Annotated in this window: 14 protein-coding genes and 1 pseudogene; 6 read left to right on the top strand and 9 right to left on the bottom strand. The window is 60.4% G+C overall.

Annotated features, from left to right (window positions below; genetic code table 11):
• The first annotated feature begins 46 nt into the window (after nt 1-46).
• Together AB3226_RS19420 and AB3226_RS19415 are read left to right on the top strand one after the other, a co-directional pair.
• Nucleotides 47-1423, top strand: coding sequence for an L-serine ammonia-lyase (locus AB3226_RS19420; RefSeq protein WP_367374230.1), 1377 nt, complete (start codon nt 47-49; stop codon nt 1421-1423).
• 63 nt (nt 1424-1486) lie between these two features.
• Nucleotides 1487-2788, top strand: a complete 1302-nt coding sequence (locus AB3226_RS19415; RefSeq protein ID WP_367374229.1) for a serine/threonine transporter — start codon at nt 1487-1489, stop codon at nt 2786-2788.
• Here the strand turns inward: AB3226_RS19415 and AB3226_RS19410 are convergent.
• Nucleotides 2770-2931 (bottom strand): hypothetical protein, encoded by a 162-nt coding sequence (locus AB3226_RS19410; protein ID WP_367374228.1) that lies wholly within the window; start codon nt 2929-2931, stop codon nt 2770-2772. The genes AB3226_RS19415 and AB3226_RS19410 overlap by 19 nt on opposite strands.
• A 146-nt stretch (nt 2932-3077) precedes the next feature.
• Between AB3226_RS19410 and AB3226_RS19405 the strand changes: the two genes are divergently transcribed.
• On the top strand, nt 3078-3395 hold the full coding sequence (locus AB3226_RS19405; protein ID WP_367374227.1) for a DUF3509 domain-containing protein: 318 nt from the start codon (nt 3078-3080) through the stop codon (nt 3393-3395).
• On the opposite strand, the gene AB3226_RS19400 is transcribed toward AB3226_RS19405, so the two are convergent.
• A complete protein-coding gene (locus AB3226_RS19400) occupies nt 3392-3892 on the bottom strand; it encodes a phosphate-starvation-inducible protein PsiE (RefSeq protein WP_367374226.1) in 501 nt (166 codons plus the stop codon). The genes AB3226_RS19405 and AB3226_RS19400 overlap by 4 nt on opposite strands.
• Before the next feature lie 359 nt (nt 3893-4251).
• Between AB3226_RS19400 and AB3226_RS19395 the strand changes: the two are divergent.
• A pseudogene (locus AB3226_RS19395) lies at nt 4252-4491 on the top strand (YebG family protein); the annotation flags it as partial.
• A 174-nt stretch (nt 4492-4665) separates the two neighbouring features.
• Here the strand turns inward: AB3226_RS19395 and AB3226_RS19390 are convergent.
• The 4 genes from AB3226_RS19390 to AB3226_RS19375 form a co-directional block, all read right to left on the bottom strand.
• A complete protein-coding gene (locus tag AB3226_RS19390) occupies nt 4666-5775 on the bottom strand; it encodes a dihydrolipoamide acetyltransferase family protein (protein WP_367374225.1) in 1110 nt (369 codons plus the stop codon).
• Nucleotides 5776-5789: 14 nt separating this feature from the next.
• Nucleotides 5790-6776, bottom strand: a complete 987-nt coding sequence (locus AB3226_RS19385) for an alpha-ketoacid dehydrogenase subunit beta (RefSeq protein WP_367374224.1) — start codon at nt 6774-6776, stop codon at nt 5790-5792.
• Entirely contained in the window at nt 6769-7863 is a 1095-nt protein-coding gene (gene pdhA, locus AB3226_RS19380) for a pyruvate dehydrogenase (acetyl-transferring) E1 component subunit alpha (protein WP_367374223.1), read from the bottom strand. The genes AB3226_RS19385 and pdhA overlap by 8 nt, the downstream gene beginning before the upstream one ends.
• Before the next feature lie 122 nt (nt 7864-7985).
• On the bottom strand, nt 7986-9005 hold the full coding sequence (locus AB3226_RS19375; protein ID WP_367374222.1) for a Glu/Leu/Phe/Val dehydrogenase dimerization domain-containing protein: 1020 nt from the start codon (nt 9003-9005) through the stop codon (nt 7986-7988).
• 183 nt (nt 9006-9188) lie between these two features.
• On the opposite strand from AB3226_RS19375, the gene AB3226_RS19370 reads away from it, so the two are divergent.
• Entirely contained in the window at nt 9189-9992 is an 804-nt protein-coding gene (locus AB3226_RS19370) for a SirB1 family protein (protein ID WP_367374221.1), read from the top strand.
• Nucleotides 9993-10104: 112 nt separating this feature from the next.
• Here AB3226_RS19370 and maiA read toward each other — a convergent pair whose 3' ends face one another.
• From maiA to hmgA, 3 genes are read right to left on the bottom strand one after another with little or no spacing between them, the layout of a single operon-like run.
• Nucleotides 10105-10740 carry a maleylacetoacetate isomerase gene (gene maiA / locus AB3226_RS19365; protein WP_367374220.1) on the bottom strand — a complete coding sequence of 212 codons (636 nt, stop codon included), beginning with the start codon at nt 10738-10740 and terminating at the stop codon, nt 10105-10107.
• 12 nt (nt 10741-10752) lie between these two features.
• Nucleotides 10753-12057 carry a fumarylacetoacetase gene (fahA, locus tag AB3226_RS19360; protein WP_367374219.1) on the bottom strand — a complete coding sequence of 435 codons (1305 nt, stop codon included), beginning with the start codon at nt 12055-12057 and terminating at the stop codon, nt 10753-10755.
• Between the two features lie 3 nt (nt 12058-12060).
• On the bottom strand, nt 12061-13365 hold the full coding sequence (hmgA, locus tag AB3226_RS19355; RefSeq protein ID WP_367374218.1) for a homogentisate 1,2-dioxygenase: 1305 nt from the start codon (nt 13363-13365) through the stop codon (nt 12061-12063).
• 163 nt (nt 13366-13528) lie between these two features.
• On the opposite strand from hmgA, the gene AB3226_RS19350 reads away from it, so the two are divergent.
• Nucleotides 13529-14314, top strand: a complete 786-nt coding sequence (locus AB3226_RS19350) for an IclR family transcriptional regulator (protein WP_367374217.1) — start codon at nt 13529-13531, stop codon at nt 14312-14314.
• Nucleotides 14315-14332: the final 18 nt, after the last annotated feature.

Here is a 14332-nt window from a genome sequence, read left to right as displayed (position 1 = left end):
CAGAAATGGCAGCGATTTCTCTTCCATTGCTTGTATAGGCTTTAGCATGGCTATCAGTGTTTTCGATCTCTTCAAAGTCGGCATCGGTCCGTCCAGTTCCCACACCGTCGGCCCGATGCGCGCCGCCGCGACCTTCGCCCAAGCACTGATTGACCAGGATTTACTGGCCGACGTACGGCGGGTAGAAATCCGTCTCTACGGCTCCCTTTCGGCCACTGGCGTCGGCCATGCAACCGACCGTGCCTGCGTCATGGGCCTGATGGGCGAATGGCCAGACAGCATTGAGCCGAACTCCATCGACAGCCGAATCCAAACTTTGCATGAAACCGGCGAACTGAGTCTGGCCGGTAAATCGACCATTGCCTTCAACTGGCAGCGCGATCTGCTGCTGCTCGACGAGAGCCTGCCCTACCACCCCAACGCCATGTCTCTGACAGCCTTTGGCGAAACCGGTGAACTGTTCGAGCAAACGTACTACTCGGTGGGCGGTGGTTTCATCATCGAAGCAGCCGAAGCCGAGTCCGGCATTGCGCCGACCAGCGATGTAGTGCTGCCCTACGACTTTTCCAGCGCCGCCGAATTGCTCAAGCTCTGCAACCAGCACGGTCTGCGGGTTTCCGAGCTGATGATGGCCAACGAACGGGCCTGGCGCAGCGACGCCGAAATCCGCCAGGGCTTGCTGCATATCTGGTCGGTGATGCGCGAGTGCGTCGAGCAAGGTTTGCGTCACGAAGGCATCCTGCCTGGCGGTTTGAATGTTCCGCGTCGCGCTGCGAAATTGCACCGCAGTCTGTTGGAAATTGGCAAACCGAATGTCATCAGCTCCACCCTGTCAGCCATGGAGTGGGTCAACCTGTTCGCCCTCGCCGTGAACGAAGAAAACGCGGCCGGCGGACGCATGGTGACCGCGCCTACAAACGGGGCGGCGGGGATCATTCCCGCCGTGCTGCACTACTACATGAAATTCAACCCGGACGCGTCGGACGATGATGTCGTGGCGTTCTTTTTGGGCGCTGCGGCCGTAGGCATTCTCTGCAAGAAAAACGCCTCGATCTCCGGCGCCGAAGTCGGCTGCCAGGGTGAAGTCGGTTCCGCCTGCGCCATGGCCGCCGCCGGCCTGGCCGACATACTCGGAGCGACTCCCGAGCAACTGGAAAACGCCGCCGAAATCGGCCTGGAACACAACCTCGGCCTGACCTGCGACCCCGTTGGCGGTCTGGTGCAGGTGCCGTGCATCGAGCGCAACGCAATCGCTGCGGTGAAGGCAATCAACGCCACGCAAATGGCCCTGCGCGGTGACGGCAAACACTTCATTTCCCTGGACCGGGTAATCCGCACCATGCGCGATACCGGCGCCGACATGCACGACAAATACAAAGAAACTTCACGGGGCGGCCTGGCTGTTAGCTGGGTGGAATGTTGAAGAACATTTCCTGACAGCCCGCAATACGTGAGCCCGAGCAAGAATAATAACGAGGCAAAAACGATGAGCGATGTACGTACACCTGCTGCCGATAATCCCGCTGTAGACCTGACACGCAATAGCGAAATAACCCACAAAGGCTGGAGTAAACACGACACCACCTGGATGCTTGGCCTCTATGGCACGGCGATTGGCGCCGGCACGTTGTTCCTGCCGATCAATGCCGGTGTCGGTGGTTTCTGGCCGCTGCTGCTCCTGGCGGTACTGGCCTTCCCGATGACCTTCTTCGCCCACCGTGGCCTGACACGCTTCGTGTTGTCCGGCCGTTCCGGGGACATTACTGAAGTAGTGGAAGAACACTTCGGCGTCGGCGCCGGCAAGCTGATCACGCTGCTGTATTTCTTCGCGATTTTCCCGATTCTGCTGGTGTACAGCGTGGCGCTGACCAACACCCTGAGCAGCCTCATGGAGCACCAGTTGCACATGACACCGCCACCTCGGGCGATCCTGTCGCTGGGGTTGATTCTCGGCTTGATGGCCATCGTCCGTTGCGGTCAGAGCGTCATCGTCAAATGCATGAGCGTGCTGGTTTACCCGTTCGTCGCAGCGTTGCTGCTGCTCGGCGTCAGCCTGATCCCGAACTGGAACGGCGCGTTCTTCGCCACTGCCAGCGAAGGCATGCCACTGCCGCTGTTCTTCAAGACCTTGTGGCTGGCGATCCCGGTGATGGTGTTCTCGTTCAACCATTCGCCGATCATCTCCGCCTTCGCCGTCGATCAGAAACAGCGTTACGGCGAGCAAGCCGAACGCAAGAGCAGCGGCATTCTCGCGATCGCTCACGTCATGATGGTCGTCACGGTGATGTTCTTCTGCTTCAGCTGCGTGCTGGCGTTGTCCCCGGCTGATTTGGCCGCTGCAAAGGCGCAGAACATTTCGATCCTGTCGTACCTGGCCAACCACTTCCAGACGCCGGTCATCGCTTACGCCGCGCCGTTGATTGCGCTGGTGGCGATCACCAAATCCTTCCTCGGCCATTACATCGGCGCCAGCGAAGGCTTTCAGGGCCTGATCGTGAAAAGCCTGCGTGGCCGTGGTCGCGTCATGTCCAGCAGTTGGCTGAACCGCGTCACTGCGCTGTTCATGATCCTCAGCTGCTGGGCCGTCGCGACCTTCAACCCGAGCATCTTGGGCATGATCGAAACCCTCGGTGGGCCGATCATCGCGTGCCTGTTGTTCCTGATGCCGATGTACGCCATCCGCCGCGTGCCGGCCTTGCGCCAGTACTCGAATCAGGCCTCGAACGTGTTCGTGGTGTTGATCGGTTTGATTGCACTGTCTGCGATCATCTACTCGTTCATGCCCTGAAACGGGCAGGCAAAAAGAAGGCGGGCCAGAGTGCCCGCCATTTTTTTGCCGTGTTCATTGTTCGACAATTTTTCCGGCATGTCCCTTGCTACATCACTGTAGGAGCTGCCGAAGGCTGCGATCTTTTGATCTTCAGCGAACATTAAGATCAAAAGATCGCAGACTGCGGCAGCTCCTACAAAAGCGATGATGGCGATATGGCTATGGAATGGCCGATGGTCTGGTGTTGCGAACTAATCCCGATCATGGCCGGTCAACAACTGCACGTTCAATCAGGCGGTGACGCATCATGGACAACCCCTTTCAACTCATTACCGATGCCTTTGCACCGGATTATCAAGTCAACCTGAGCATTCAGGGGCTGGACGGCAGCATCATGCTGACCCTCTCTAAAAGCGGCCGCGTGGTGGCCAAGCGAATGATCAGCGCCGAACAGCGCAATGACCCCAAGCGCCTCAAACGCCTGGTGCAAAGCATCCAATTCGGCATCGCCATCGAACAGGGCCACAGCGCCGTGGCCATCCTCGAAGCCATGACCGACGGCGACAGTCGCAACCCGCCGCCGCCCTCGGTCAAATCCCGGCCTCGACCTTCAATGGGGCTTTAAAGCTCGCCCTTCTCCACTTCCGGATGCTCACCGGAACCCGCACCGATCTTGCGTTGCGGGTGTTCGATCTTCACCGAAGGAAATTGCGACGAGGCGTAACGCACCACCAGAATCGCAAACGCCAGCAACAGAATCCCGCCGCACAGGTAGATGATCCCCAGGTCTGGCGGATTGTGATGCGAGACGTTGGAGATCAGCAGCCGCGTCAGCGCAGTGATCGCCACGTAAATCAGGAAGCGCACCGGCATGTGGTTGGTCTTGAAGTAAATCCCGACCATCGCCCCCAGTTCCAGGTAGATGAACAGCAGCAAGATGTCATCGATCTTGATGTGCCCTTGTTCGAGCATCCCGAGGAATTCCATCACTGCCGCCCACGCGGTCACCGCACCGATGGCGAACAGTGCCAGGTAGTGGAAGGTCTCGACGAACAGGTTGCCCAGGGACTCGGCCAATTGATGCACGTTTTGCCGCAGGTTCTCGGCCCAGTTGATTTTCACGATGATGGTTCCTTAGCTCGGTTCGAGCGGATGATGCGGGTTGGACGTGACGGTTGTTCTGCATGCAGAAAAAAGGCCAGATGCTGTTGGGTGAGATGATGGCTGCGTGATATGAGACACGTTGGCGGTGGTTGGACGGACGCCATCGCGGGCAAGCCCGCTCCCACAGGGTTCAGCGGTGATCCTTGTGGGAGCGGGCTTGCCCGCGAATGGAGCGACACGGTTCACCTGACAAACGCCGATTACGGTCTACATTAAAAAGCCACTACCCAAAGCGCAGGGATTCGCTTATCCTTTTCGCTGTATATAAATACAGTTGTCGAAACAGACAACTAATGTGAAGGCATGTGAGGTGGTGAATGGCCGTCGAAGTGGTATACCGCAGCAGCCGAGATCTGGAGCGCTTGTTCATGGATAAAGCCGAAGCTGACCGTCATGACAAAATGCTCGAACTGGCCGAATTGCTGGCTGAAGTGTTGCAAAAAGCCGTTCCGTCCCTGACCGAACAGCAAGTGGAAGAAGCCGGGATCTACATGGCGAAGAACCGTGATGTATTCGCCAAGGCATTCAAGAGCCAGCCGGACGCACTGTCCGAACTGCTGAATGCACCCGCCGAAGCCACTGAACCTGTTGAAGCAGCTGCACCTGTTGAAGTAGCGGACGCTGAGCCGACCAAGCCAGCCAAAGCCGCCAAGACACCAAAGTAAGCAATGCCCGAATTGAATAGGCCCTGAGTCAAATGGCTCAGGGCCTTTTTCATGCCTGCTGGAAATCTAAACCTCGGGTTGTTCCAGCGCCTCGACCAGCGCCTTGAAGAATCGCGCCGCCTCGCCACCGGTGACCACGCGATGATCGAAGGTCAGGGACAGCGGCAGGATTGGATGCACCATCACTGCTCCGTCGACCGCCACCGGTTCATCGCGGATCGCCCCGGCAGCGAGGATCGCCACTTGCGGCGGCACCACCACCGGGTTGGCGTAGCGGCCGAACAAGGTGCCGAAGTTCGACAGGGTCAGGGTCGCCCCCATCATTTCCTTAGGCGGGATCGAGCGCGCCTGCACGTCGGCCCGCAAACGCATCACACCTTCTTTCAAATCCGCTGCCGTGCGCTGACCGACATCGCGCAGCACCGGTACGAACAAACCGTCCGGCGTATCCACGGCAATGCCCAGATCGAGTCGTTCGTGTTGCTTGAGCGCCAGGGTTTTGCCATCGAAGGCGCTGTTGAGTACCGGTTCCACGGTGCAGGCTGCCGCCATCGCCTTGGCCAGACGAATCAGCGGTTCTCGCGCCTGGCCCCAGCGATGCAGGTCGGCATCACCGAAAATCGTCACCGGCACCACTTCGGCATGGGACCTGGCCATGTTCAGCGCCATGCTGCGTCGCACACCGCGCAGCTTCTCGCCGCCGAAGCGTTCGCGTTCTGTCTGGGCCGAGTTTTCTACGTCGCTGCGGGTGATCTGGCCGTCCTGGCCGGAGCCGACCAAGGCGCTCAGTTCAACACCGAGCTGCCGAGCCAGTTGACGCACTGCCGGCGTGGCACGGTTCGCCAGATGCTCACGAGTCGAAGGCGCAGCGCCGATAAAAAAGGCATCCTCCTGATTCGTGCCGCCGCCCTCAAGCCGTCCCACCACGGTGCCCGCATCCGCTTCGCCTTCGTAACCGAGCAAAGGCTCACCCACATGAAGAATGTCGCCCTCGCCACCGAATGTTTTCGCCACCACGCCGTCGTAGGGCGCGGGAATGTCCACCAGCGCCTTGGCGGTTTCCACCGACACCAGCAGTTGGTCGGCCTTGACGGTATCGCCGACCCTGACGTGCCAGCGGACAATTTCCGCCTCCTGCAAGCCTTCGCCCAGATCCGGCAGTTTGAAATATTTCATCGCAACCTCCTCTGTCAGGCGTGCTGCAGCACAATGTCGCAAGCGTGAAGAATGTCTTCGACGCTGGGCATGTACAGCGATTCCAGTCGATACAGCGGCGGCGGGATGTCGGGCGCGGTGACTCGCTGGATCGGTGCCTGCAACTCCAGAAATACCCGTTCGTAGAGGCTGGCGGCGATTTCCGCGCCAACCCCGCAGGAGCGTGGCGCTTCATGCACGATCACGCAGCGACCGGTCTTGCGCACCGAGGCTTGCATCGTGTCGAGGTCCAGAGGTTTGATACTGGCGACATCGATCACTTCCGCCGAGACGCCCTGCTCGGCCAGTTGCGTGGCGGCTTGCAGGGTTTCCATCACGCTGGCGCCCCAACTGATCAAGGTAAGGTCGCTGCCTTCACGCAGGGTGAAACAGCTGTCCAGCGGCAGGCGCTTGCCGTCATCCAGCAGCGGTTGCGGGTTCATTCGATAGAGTCGGGTTGGTTCAAGAAATATCACCGGATCCGGGTCGTCGATGGCCGCGAGCAGCAAGCCATAGGCCCGGGCCGGCGAGGACGGGATCACCACCCGCAGCCCCGGAATATGCGCAAACAGGGCTTCGGTGCTTTCGCTGTGATGTTCCGGCGCGCGAATTCCTGCGCCCATCGGCGTGCGCATCACCATCGGGCAGGTGATCCGCCCGCGCGTGCGGTTGCGCATGCGGCTGGCGTGGGACACCAGGTGCTCCATGGTGGCGTAGATGAAACCCATGAACTGGATTTCCACCACCGGTTTCAGGCCTTGGGCCGCCATGCCCACCACCAGTCCGCCGAGCATGGTTTCGGCCAGCGGCGAGTCGATCACCCGCTTGAAACCAAAGCTGTCGCGCAGGCCCAGCGTGGCGCGGAACACGCCACCGTTCACCCCGACATCTTCACCGAGGACGATAACGTTTTCGTCTTCACTCATGGCCCGATGCAACGCCAGATTCACCGCTTCCAGCAGCGTCACCTTACCGTTACTCATGGCCCGAACCTCCCGTCCGGCGCGCCACCCGTTCGAGAAACTCTTCACGCTGCTCGGCCAAAGCTTGTGGCCACTGCGCGTAGACATGATCGATCACCGATTCCGGTGCCTGCAGGCCCGCCGCTTCGAAGTTATCCACAGCCCCCTGCACCAAGCCTTGGCATTCGCTGATCAGCGCCTGTTCACGGCCTTCGTCCCACACGCCCTGCCCGGCCATGAAGCGTTGCAACCGCTTGATCGGCTCTTCGAGCCAGGCCTGCTTGACCTCGTCCGCCGACCGGTAGCGCGTGGCATCGTCGGCCGTGGTGTGATCGCCGAGGCGATAGCTCAGGCATTCGAGCAGCACCGGGCCTTTACCGTGGCGCGCCCGTTCGAGGGCTGCTTGCACGCGGTCGTAAACGGCGAGCATGTCATTGCCGTCGACTTGCTCGCCGTGGAACCCGGCGCCAATGGCTTTCTGCGCCAGGGTCGGGGCGCCACACTGGATTCGTCGCGGTACCGAGATCGCCCATTGGTTGTTGTTGATTACAAACACCACCGGCAACTGCCAGGCGCCAGCAACATTGAGGGCTTCGAGGAAATCACCTTTGCTGGTTCCGCCGTCGCCGCAAGTGGTGACCGCGACCCGATGCTCGCCGCGGATTTTGAAGGCGCTGGCAACGCCGCAGGCATGCAGGGCCTGGGTGGCGATCGGCACGCAGATCGGAAAATCCTCAGCGACCGCCGGCTCGGCAAAGTCGCTGCCACGCTCATCGCCGCCCCAGTACAAGAGGATTTCTTCCATGCGCACGCCGCGCATCAATTGCACAGCGGTGTCGCGGTAATACGGGATCAGGACGTCTTCGGCGTGCATCAGGCTGCCGACCGCGACGCCAATGGCTTCCTGGCCCAGGGTCGGCGCGTAGGTGCCGATGCGTCCGGTGCGTTGCAGGGCGACAGCTTTCTGATCGAAAAGGCGGGTCAGGACCATCTGCCGATACAGGCGCGTCAGCAGATTGAAGTCGTCGGCCCAGGTGGGAAGATTGCCGAGTAACTGGCCGTCAGGGGATAGAAATCGGGTGTAAGGCAGCTCAACCTTGTGAAGCATCACAGGGCTCCTGGCACGCGGAGTCGGCGTGCAATTGTCAGGCCCTGCGTTTGTGGCGCAGGGCTTGGGGAGCAATGGCCGGATAGGCTCTCACTCCTTTCAAACTTTTCACCAGTACAGCGTCACCGGTACAACACTTTCTCCGCCAACTCATCCGCCACCCGGGCCGGGGAACGTTTCTCCGCTTGGGCATGGGCGAAGACTTCGGTCAGCCGTGAACTGATTTTCGACAGGTGCGCGGTGATGGTTGTCAGTTCTTCCCCGCGGTGTTTGAGCGACACGTAGATCAGCCCGCCGGCATTGATCACATAATCGGGCGCATACAAAATGCCCCGGCGTTCCAGTTGATCGGCGATTTCCAGATGGATCAGTTGGTTGTTTGCCGAACCGGCGACCGCCGAGCAGCGCAGTTGCGACACACTGTTGCTGTTAAGCACACCGCCCAGGCCGCAGGGCGCGAGTATGTCGCACGGTGTGCTGAGCAGCGCATCGTTGGCAATCGGATGAGCGCCCAACTGCTCCATGGCCAGCTGCACTTTGCCGTGATCGATGTCGCTGACCAGCAACTCGGCACCGGCCGCGTGTAGCTGTTCGGCCAAGGCATAACCGACGTTGCCCAGGCCTTGAATGGCGACGCGCAATCCTTCGAGATTATCGCTGCCCAATCTCGCCATCGCGGTGCTGCGAATACCGGCAAATACGCCCATGGCGGCGTGTGGTGCAGGGTCGCCTGCGGCAGTGGTGCTGGTGACGAATTGCGTCTGTTGGGCGATGCAATCCATGTCCGCCACTGAGGTGCCGGCGTCGATGGCGGTGATGTAGCGACCGTCGAGTTCGTTAATGCAGCGCCCGAAGGCTTCAAATAGCGCGGCGCGGTTTTCCACATGGGCCGGGCGAACAATCACCGCAACGCCACCGCCCTGAGCCAGGCCGGCCAGGGCCGCCTTGTAACTCATGCCTTGGGCGAGGCGCACGGCATCCTCGATCGCGGATTCATCGCTGGGGTAAGCAAGGTAACGACACCCGCCCAGGGCAGGTCCCAGACGGCTGTTGTGGATGGCAATCACCGCCTTCAACCCGGTGACCGGATCGACGCTCAGGTGCAGCGATTCAAGGCGAGTGCTTTGCATGAGAGCGAACATCGTAGGGCTCCCGAATCACTTCTTGTAGTCGCCAGTATAGGCTTGCGCACAAAAATTGCAGAAGCGCACCGGAATAAGCGGCGTCGCTTTGAACGCTTTCGGACATAACCTGTTACTGCCTGTGTGCAGTACTGGACGAAAACCTGTGACGGGGCTAAAACGAGGCATTCCCCGGAGATTTTGATGACCCCGCGCCAACGTTTTTTCGATTGTCTGCAACGATCACCGCCCGCGCTGTTCGAGGCGGCGCTGTGGATGGCCGTCGAACACGATAAGGAGCTGAATCCCGAGGCCGTGCTGGCGGACTTCAAGGACCTGCAACAACGGGTCAGCTATGGGTTGCCGATGCTGCCGGTGAGTGAATTGGCGCAACCGTTGTTGCGGCGAATGAATGACCTGGGGTTCGCCCAGGACGACTCCACGCCCTTGCGCCCGCAAGTGGCGTTACTCAATAAAGTACTGGAACGTCGGCGCGGCCAGCCGTTGGCACTGGGCCTGATTGCGCTGGAACTGGCCAGAAGGCTGGAGATTCCCATGGTCGGGGTCAACTTTCCCGGGCATTTCCTGCTGCGGGTGCAAGGCTCCGATCATCTGCTCGACCCGTGCGGTGGGCGACGGCTGTACCCCAATGATTGTCGCGAACTGCTGCAACGTCAGTACGGCCCGAACATGAAGCTTGGCGCCGAGCATTTGCTGACCGCCGAACCGGCGCAGATGCTGCAACGGCTGTCGCGTAACCTGCGCCAGCTGTACCTCACCAACGATGATTACATCGACGCCTTGATCGACGCCGAGCGCGTGCTGGAATTGGGCAACGCCAGCGCCTCCGACTATCTGGCCCGGGCCAGCCTCTATCAACGACTGGATTGCCCGAATGCCGAGCGCTTTGACCTGGAGCATGCGCTGCTGCTCAGTGACGATCCGATCCAGCGGATTCGCCTGACTGAACGGCTCGGGCATTTGCCGCCCAACTCAGTGGTTCACTGATCTCATGTGGGAGCGGGCTTGCTCGCGAAGAAGGCACCGCGGTATTTCTGACGCACCGCGTTATCGTTCTTCGCGAGCAAGCCCGCTCCCACATTGGGTCTGTGTGAAGCCATTAAGGGGTATCGGGCTGGTTCGCCGGATGGGCCAGGAAGAAGGATGGATGTGTCGCCGCCAGCGCCGCCACCCGACGAATTCGCGGGTAGGCGTCCAGCGAAATATTGAAGCGCTCGGCTGCATACAGCTGCGGGATCAAATAGACGTCCGCCAGCCCCGGTTGATCGCCAAAGCAGTAACCGGTGTCACCGATCATTTGCTCCACCGTCGCCAACCCTTGGCTGATCCAGTGACCAATCCACTCCACCACCTGCGGCTCATCGTGCCCCAACTGCCGAAGCTTGTTGAGCACGCTGACGTTGTGCAGCGGATGCACATCGCACCCGATCACCGCCGCCACGCCACGCTCATGGGCGCGGGCGGCGAGGTCTTTGGACAGCAATGGCACCTGTGGATAACGTTCCTCCAGGTACTCAATGATCGCCGGTGACTGGATCAGCAACTCGCCTTCATCGGTGCGCAAGGCTGGCACCCGGCCTTGCGGATTGATGCCCAGATACGTCGGTTGCCGATGTTCGCCACCTTGCGGCGCGATCAGGTTGACCGGCAGCGCCTGGTAATCCAGCCCCTTCAACGCCAGCGCGATACGCACCCGGTAAGACGAGGTCGAACGGTAGTAGGTATAGAGTTCCATGACTCGATCCTCTTAGCGCGCAGGCAACACTTTGCCACGGCATTCACCGAAACCGATGGAAGCAAAACCCTCGCGGCTGCAACGCGCGCGCAGAATGATTTCGTCGCCGTCCTCAAGGAATTTACGCACCTCGCCCGACGCCAGTTCGATCGGCTTTTTACCGCCCTCGGTGATTTCCAGCAGGCTGCCGAATTGACCGTTTTCAGGACCGGACAACGTGCCCGAACCGAACAGATCACCGGCCTGCAACTGGCAGCCGTTGACGCTGTGGTGCGCAACCAGTTGTGCAACAGTCCAGTACATGTGTTGGGTGTTGCTGAGGGTCAGGCGATGGGCCGGCAGATTTTGCTCGCGCATCGATTCGGTCAGCAGCAGCACTTCGAGTTCGATGTCGAAGGCACCGCCGGCCTGATCACGTTTGTCGAACAGGTACGGCAGCGGCTGCGGATCGCCTTCCGGGCGCGCAGGCTGCGCACGGCGGAACGGCTCCAACGCTTCGGCCGTCACCACCCATGGCGAAATACTGGTGATGAAACTCTTGGACAGGAACGGCCCCAGCGGCTGGTATTCCCAAGCCTGGATGTCCCGCGCCGACCAGTCGTTGAGCAGGCAGAAACCGGCAATGTGATTGGCGGCGTCACCGATGGCGATGGAATCGCCCATCTCATTGCCCTGACCGATCCAGATACCCAGTTCCAATTCGTAGTCCAGTCGTGCGCACGGACCAAACGTCGGCTCGGTCTGGCCGGCCGGCAGGGTCTGGCCTTTCGGACGGCGAACGTCAGTGCCGGACGGGCGAATAGTCGAGGCACGGCCGTGGTAACCAATCGGCACGTACTTGTAGTTCGGCAGCAACGGGTTGTCCGGGCGGAACAGTTTGCCGACATTCTGCGCGTGCTCGATGCCGACGTAGAAGTCGGTGTAGTCGTTGATCTTCGCCGGCAGGTGCATTTCGCAATCCGCCGCCAGCGGCAGCAGTTTCGCGCCTTGAGCCTCGATCTTGCCGTGCAGGGTGCTGCCTTCGGCAAACAGTTCCAGCAGACGTTCGCGCAAAGCGATACGAGCCTCGCGGCCCAATTCGAAGAACGCATTCAACTGGCCGCCACGGGTGGCTTCGACTGCTTTCTTCGCAATGCCATCGAACAGGCCGGCATCCAGTGCCGCTTCCAGATCAAAAATTTGATCGCCGATCGCCACGCCACTGCGCGGCGCGGAGCCCTTCACGCTGAACACGCCCAACGGCAGGTTTTGCAGCGGAAAATCCGCGTGGCCGTTGGCAGAGGCAACCCAGCTACGAGTGATGGAAGTCTGAGTCATGGGTTATCTCCGGGTCGGGTCGAAAGTGGCGGGCAGCGTGGCCCAGCAGGCGTCGTAATTGTTTTGCAGTTGCGGGCAATCCAGGGCGAATCGGCTCGGGCGCAACACCTGGCTGGTCTCGAACATGAAGGCCATGGTGTTATCGATTTTAGTCGGCGCCAGTTCAGCGTTGATCGCCTTGGTGCAGGTTTCGCCGTCAGGGCCGTGAGCGCTCATGCAGCTATGCAACGAGGCGCCGCCAGGCACGAAACCTTCGGCCTTGGCATCGTATTCGCCCTGGATCAGGCCCATGAATTCGTTCATCAGGTTGCGATGGAACCACGGTGGACGGAAGGTTTTCTCGGCGACCATCCAGCGTGGCGGGAAGATCACGAAGTCGAGGTTGGCCAGACCGTGCACGCTGGTTGGCGAGGTCAGGACGGTGAAAATCGATGGATCCGGATGATCGAAACTGACCGTGCCAATGGTGTTGAAACGGCGCAGGTCATATTTGTACGGCACGTTGTTGCCGTGCCAGGCGACCACGTTCAGCGGCGAATGATCAAGCTCACAACCCCACAACTGACCGAGGAATTTCTGCACCAGGGTGGTCGGTTGCTTGAGGTTTTCGTAATGGGCCACCGGCGTCAGGAAGTCTCGCGGGTTAGCCAAGCCGTTGCTGCCGATCGGCCCCAGATCCGGCAGGCGCAGAGGGGCGCCATGGTTTTCCGCGATGTAGCCGCGGGCTTGCGGATCGAGCAGTTCGACGCGGAATTTCAGCCCGCGCGGCAGAACGGCGATTTCCAGTGGTTCCAGCTCCAGCACGCCCAGTTCGGTGGCGATGCGCAGGCGGCCAAGTTCCGGCACCAGCAACAGTTCGCCGTCGGCGTTGAAGAACACGCGCTCCATGGAACGGTTGGCGCTGTAGTTATAGATGCTGATCCCGGCCGGTTTTTCCGCGCCCGAGTTGGCTGCCATGCTCACCAGCCCGTCGATGAAATCGGTCGGTTCGGTCGGAATGTCCAACGGATTCCAGCGCAGGCGATTGGGGGTTACTTCACCCAATGGGCCACCGGCCAGTTGACGATCCAGTTTGACGAATGCCGGGTGGTTGGCCGACGGCTGAATGCGGTACATCCAGGTCCGTCGTGCTTCGCTGCGAGCCATGGTAAAGGCCGTGCCGGAGAACAGTTCGGTGTACAGGCCGTAAGGGGCTTTTTGCGGGGAGTTCTGGCCGACGGGCAGTGCACCCGGCAACGCTTCACTGCTGAATTCGTTGCCGAAACCTGACTGATAAGCCAGCGCTGGCGCCGTTGAATCGAGGTTCATGGAGCCTCCTGAACGGGAGTAGGCAATGGCCTGTCACTCTGTTGAAGAGGGCTTGGCACGCCTGGGTTATTTTTGTCGTAATTCGATTACGCATAACGTAATTTGATTGGTATTGACCGTCAAGCTATAAAGACGCCCATTCGTCCCGGGATCACACCGCCTCATGACCAGCGAAAGCAACGGTAAACAGAAAGTCCGCTCGGCCGAAGTCGGTACCGACATCCTCAAGGCGCTTGCCGAGCTGTCGCCGTCGACCTCGCTGTCGCGCCTGGCCGAACACGTGCAGATGCCGGCGAGCAAGGTTCACCGCTATTTGCAGGCGCTGATCGCCAGCGGCTTTGCCGAGCAGAACCCCGCCACCAACCATTACGGCCTCGGCCGTGAAGCGCTTCGAGTCGGTCTGGCTGCTTTGAACAGTATGGATGTGCTGAAAGTCGCCGCCCTGCCGTTGGCCGAGTTGCGTGATGAGCTGAACGAAACCTGCTTTATAGCGGTGTGGGGTAATCAGGGCGCGACGGTGGTGCACATCGAACCGGCGGTGCGCGCGGTGACAGTGGTCACGCAATTAGGCTCGGTTTTACCGTTGCTCAGTTCGTCGACAGGGCTGGTGTTCAGTGCCTATTTGCCCCACCGCGAAACAGATGAATTGCGCGAGCAGGAAATCGCCGTCGATGCCCATCCGCTGGCGGACGAAAAGGTTTATGCGAGCTTATGCAAACAGATCCGCGAACGCGGCCTGCACCATGTTCACGGCTTGCTGATGCCCGGCGTGGATGCGTTGTCGGCGCCGGTGTTCAATGCGGTCGGACAGGTGGCGGCGGTGATGACCATCGTCGGCCCGACCTCATTGTTTCACGCCGATGAAAACGGCCCGGCGGCGCAGCGTTTGCTGGCGGCGACCCGGGCCGTGAGTTGGCGGATGGGGTTTGAGCCCGCCAGCAGCACTTGACGGGTTAATACACCCCAC

The sequence above is a fragment of the Pseudomonas lini genome (genome assembly GCF_964063345.1).
In the GTDB taxonomy this organism is placed as follows: domain Bacteria; phylum Pseudomonadota; class Gammaproteobacteria; order Pseudomonadales; family Pseudomonadaceae; genus Aquipseudomonas; species Aquipseudomonas lini_B.
Note: the sequence above shows the minus strand (reverse complement) of the source record. Positions and strands in the feature narration are given on the sequence as shown.